Source organism: Bradyrhizobium sp. NAS96.2, from assembly GCF_001908235.1.
GTDB lineage: Bacteria > Pseudomonadota > Alphaproteobacteria > Rhizobiales > Xanthobacteraceae > Bradyrhizobium.
This window is the reverse complement of sequence record NZ_LGHK01000279.1, coordinates 1-4,829: the sequence shown is the minus strand read 5'-3', so window position 1 is coordinate 4,829 and position 4,829 is coordinate 1. Positions and strand designations below refer to the sequence as shown.

Here is a 4,829-nt window from a genome sequence, read left to right as displayed (position 1 = left end):
GGGCGCCGCGCGGACAGGGCGGGCGCGTACTGCGCGGCGACGCGCAACGCTCGCTGCAGCAGGGGCGCGCCGCTTTCCGGATCGACCATGACAGCGAAATGGCCGAAGCCGAGCAGCGACCGGATCACGTCCTTGCCGGGGCCGAAGTGCTTGCCTGCCGGCCCGTGGCGCTCGACTTGCTGCAGCACGGCGCGGTAGCGGCGCAGCAGGTCGCGCGGCACGGCCACGGCCTCGTTGACGGTCAGGCCCGTGACCTCCTGGCGCGACGAGCGGCGCATCACGCGCGTCTTGTCAGGATGGACTGTGAACCCTTCGGCGGCGACGATGCCGTGCACGGCCTTGAGCAAGGTGCCGATCTTTCTCACCGCCTCGCCCGAGCCGGAGAACGTCAGGTCGTCGGCGTAGCGACTGTAGACGAAACCAAGCGTGCGCGCGAGGCCGACAAGGCGTCGGTCGAGCCTGCGGCAAATCAGGTTGGTGATCGCGGGGCTCGTCGGCGCGCCCTGCGGCAGCAGCCGCGGGCCGTCGGCGACGAAGTGGCGCTCACCGTCGAGCGCCACTTCGTCGACCATCGGCTCGGTGCACAGCAGCGCGAGCGGGATCGCGACCGCTTCAGCATAGCCCAGCGCCTCGAACAGGCCCTTGACGCGGGCGTAGGTCAGGGTCGGGAAGAAATCCTTGAGGTCGAGATTGATCACCACGTCGCGGCCGACATGGTTGCGTGCATTGGTCAGGATGGAGCGCTGCGCCGCAAAGCCGTGCGCGGCATCATGCAGCGGCACCCGCGCGAGGATGTTGTCCAGTACCCAATACTGCGCGCGCTTGAGGCGCGGCATCGGCGCCGAGATCAACCGCTCGCCGCCGCTCTTCTTGGGGATCGTGAAGCGCTGATAGTGATTGACCGATGCCACCTTCCTGTTGAAGGCGAGGAAGCGCAACTCGCCCAGCGGCACGCCCATCGCGTCAGCCAGCGCCTTGGCATCGGCGAGCGGGGGCAGGCCGTCGCGCAAGGGCGTCGTGGTCGTGCGGGTATGAAGGCCCCGCGAGACGTCCTCGCCGAGATAGAGCACGTCGCGCTTGCGCCGGTCGTACCAGGCGAAAGCCCGGCTCTGTCGCGCCTCCGCGTTGCGACGCTTGGTCTCCTGCCGCCGCGCCATCGCCTCGGCCTTGCGGCGCTTGTGCATTTCCTTCAGCGCGCGCTCGGGATCGGCGAGCGTGGCGTTCTGGCGCTGCAGTTCGGTGAGCTCGCGCATCGCCTCTCCGCGGCCGCGGATCGCGTCCGCGGCGGGCACCGGCGCATCTTCGCCATCGGGCCAGAAACCGAGGCGGATCATCTCCTCGAGGATGACCTCGTCCTTCGACGACTGGCGGATGCGGTCGTAGAGTTCCTGGCGCGTCAGCGTGCCGGGAGAAACGGTCTCGTTCACGCGGCCAGCCCTCCGGTCAGGAGTGCGGCAGCGGCCTTATGCAGGGAGTTCGGAAAGGGCGCAGGCCGGATTGCCTTCGTCACTTCTAAGAACTGGATCGATCCACTCGACGCCGGGGCGTCCACCCCTACGCAATTGGGTTCAAGGAACCCATTCTGCGATTGCGTAGGGGTGGACTGCCCCGGCCCAGTGAAGATCGGGCCAGTGACGCATGCGTGGTCATGGTGCAAGGACGGCGATACGCCGCCCGGGTTGCAAGGTCCTGACCGGTCTGCGCCCTTCCGAATGCAGTGATACGCGAATTGCCGTCGCCGGCACAAGCCGGCTCTGCGGATCAAGGGTTTCATGTCACTCATGCGATGGCGGGTCCGTCCTGAGCGACGCCCTCGACTTGCGAATGGAAAATCCGGCGCAGTGCCAGCATGTGCTCGCAAGGGCCGCGCATCATCTTGTTGTGGCCGTAGAAATGACAGCTGCACCGCGCCTCGACGAGACGGTCGTCATCGTCGATGACGAGGTTCACCTGCTCGGTGCGGGCGTTGTCGAGCACGCTGCCGCTGATCGCGCGAACGCCCTGGTTGCGATCAATGTTGCCGATCGTCACGAGGTTGGCGCCGATCAGGCGATCGGCCTTTTCCTCCTGCGGGCTGGCGAAGCGCAGCTGGGCTGCTGACAGCGGCTCGCGCGTCAGCTCGCGCAGCCGGTAGAGCGACTTGTCGAGGTCGAACATCACGCGTCCGGCCTGGGTGTAGGATGTGAGCGCCGCATGCACCAGCGCCTGATCGACGCCGGTCTGCCGCGCCAGCTCGGCGGCGCTCGCCGCATGGGACTTGCCGAGTGCTGCGAAAATGCGCTGCGCGCTGTCGTTGTCGACCTTGTGGCGCGGCGCGAGCAGGTCGAATTGTCCGGCGGACGACCAGTCGTTCGCGGTCCAGCCCGAAAGGCCTAGCGTGAAGCGCAGACCGCCGAAATCGACGACGAAGAACGACGGCAGGCCGGTCCCGGTCAAATGCACCCGCACCGACCGCGCCAGCGGCAGCGCGCGTCCGAGGATCGCAAGCCGTCGCCTGCCCCAGATGCGGATCTCGGCGGGAGCCGTGCCGCGATAGATCGAGCGGCGGAAGGTCAGCCGTTCGTGCCACGGCTCGATCACCACCTCCACCGGCGCGTCCGGCTTCAGCACGAACCGCAGCGAACGCGGGCCGGCCCTTTCCTTCTTCTGCGCGAGGCGGGTGAGGATGTTGGCCATGTCCACGGGATGCAGGTCGAACACATGCGCCGGCAGGGTCATCGCGCTCGACACCTGCAGGAAGCCGCGGACCCAGCTGTCCGGCAGGTCGATCTTCTCCTCGCGGAAGTCGAGATCGTCGCCGGTCTGCACCTCGAACCCTGAGGGATCGATGGTGAGGGTGGTGTCGCGATAGGAGCGGATCTTCTGGAATTCGTCGTACAGGGCGTGGCTGTAGTCGATATTGGTGGTGCCGAACGCCATCTCGCCGAGGCCCTCGAACACGTCGTGGTCGCAGGACAGCCGTCCGTAGCTCGATTCGTCGAGGCTGAAGCACTCGAAGAAGATCTCGTCCGGGTGCACCGTGATCACCGGATCGAGCACGATCCAGGCATCGCGGTTCTGCTTGTAGAGGTAGTTGAAATAAGCCTGCCGCGCCGCCCAGAACGGCTTCATCTGCCGATCGCGCTCGCGGTCGAAGCCACGGATGCGGTCCTGCAAGTCAGCGATGCGCGGCTTGAGCGCCGCCGACTGCGCCGTTGCCTCGGCGAGGAAATTGGCCTCGTTCTGCTTCAGCCACTCGAAATAGGCGGTGCGATCGCGCGGCTTGAAGCGCAGGTCCGACACCACGACATGATGCAGCGCGGAGATCGCCTCGCGGAAGGCGAGATGGCGCGCCACCTTGCCAGTGAAGAAGGTCGGCTGGCGCAGCGTGTCCGGGGCGAAGGCGAACGACGACGAGGCGGCGTCGGACGAGGCGCTGGTGCTGCCGAGAAATCGATATGCGAAATTCATGCGGCGGTCCCGCTGGTTTGCGAGCCGCCGCCCGGCGGCGTGCGGCCGGCGCGGGCCACGGTGACGGGCAGCGGCAGATCCGGCCAGGCGTGCGCGATGTCGCGCAGGATGATCAGCGCGGGCGCCTTGTCACGCAGGGTCACGCTGAGCGTGAAGTCGTGCAACAGCTGTGCGATCGCCGCCGCGCGATCCCGGTGCGCCAGCGCCTCGTTGCGCAGCGCCGTGAAGATCCGGTCCTTGGCGATGCGCCCGCGGTTGATCTGCATCAGGATGATGCGGGCCTGGGTGAGGAATTTGGCGAAGATCGCCGTATCCGCCAGTGAGTCACCGGTGATCAGCTCGGTGACGAAGAGATGGAAGCTGCCGGAGGGATGCTCCAGCACACGCCCCAGCACCTCGGCGATATCGCCGTCGGCGAGGCTGCGCCGCAGCAGCAGGCGAGCGCCGTCCTGCACCGCCGGCACGGTCGAGTCCGCCATCACAGCCAGCGCCGCCGCTGGCAGCGCATCGCTGGGCCACGCCGTTAGGCGGTTCACCGCGGGCGTGCGGACATCATCCCACTCGCTCTCGACCAGCAGCACGGCATTTTGTGGGTCGGCGCGGAAGCGGGGCTCGTCGGCCGTGAACGCATCAAGTGCGAAGCGGCGCACGGCGGCGAACGGATGGTTGCCGAGGCGGGCGAGCTGGCGGACCGAGAAGCGCGCCGGTGCGCGGCTCTCCAGCAGCTTGGCGCCGAGCATGCGGGCGCCGGCCGCGCGTGCCTGCAGCAGGCGCCACAGCGTGCCGTCGTCGATGGCGGCCGCGGCTTGCGGCAACGCCCGGACGAACAGCGTGACCATGTCGGCAGCATGGCCTTCGACCGGTTCGGTGCGGAAGAAGCCGGCCATCAGCATGTCGCGCAGCCGGATGGCGAAGGCCTCGTCGCTCGCAGCAAGGCGCGCGACGAGCGGCCGCGCAGCCGCGCGCAGCCCGGCATGGTCGCCAGTGGCGGCCAGCACGATGCCATCGCGATGTTGCGCGAGCGCGGCGTCGTCAAGCCGCGCCAAGAGGCTCATCGAGGCAATGCGGATTTCCGGCGCATCGGCCCGCAGGATCGCCTGCCAGAACGCTTCCGGCAGGTCGCCGGGCCGTGTCGGGCTCACCGCGATGAGCTGGATGCTGGCTGCCTGGACGTCGGGGCTGGCGTGGCCGGTCAGGCTTTCGATCACCTCTGGCTGCAGCGGGCAGTCGCGATCTGGCCAGAGCTGTGGCAGCAGCGCGAGAGCCGACGTGAGGCCGGCGCGCTGCAGCTCGTCAAGCTGTGACGGCAACTGCGCGAGCCAGGCCGCAAACGCTTCCGTCGCGCGGGCGCGTTGCTCCCGCGAGGGCGCGCGGTCGCG

At 68.2% G+C, this 4,829-nt stretch carries 2 protein-coding genes and 1 pseudogene; all 3 read right to left on the bottom strand.

The window, feature by feature from the left end; translation table 11 throughout:
• On the bottom strand, positions 1-1,427 hold a 1,427-nt coding region (locus AC628_RS39395; protein WP_074132065.1), incomplete at its 3' end, for a reverse transcriptase family protein.
• A gap of 352 nt (positions 1,428-1,779) precedes the next feature.
• Positions 1,780-3,450, bottom strand: coding sequence for an SWIM zinc finger family protein (locus AC628_RS39390; RefSeq protein ID WP_074132063.1), 1,671 nt, complete (start codon positions 3,448-3,450; stop codon positions 1,780-1,782).
• Positions 3,447-4,829 (bottom strand): annotated as a pseudogene (locus AC628_RS39385) (hypothetical protein); the annotation flags it as partial. The pseudogene AC628_RS39385 and the gene AC628_RS39390, both read right to left, overlap by 4 nt.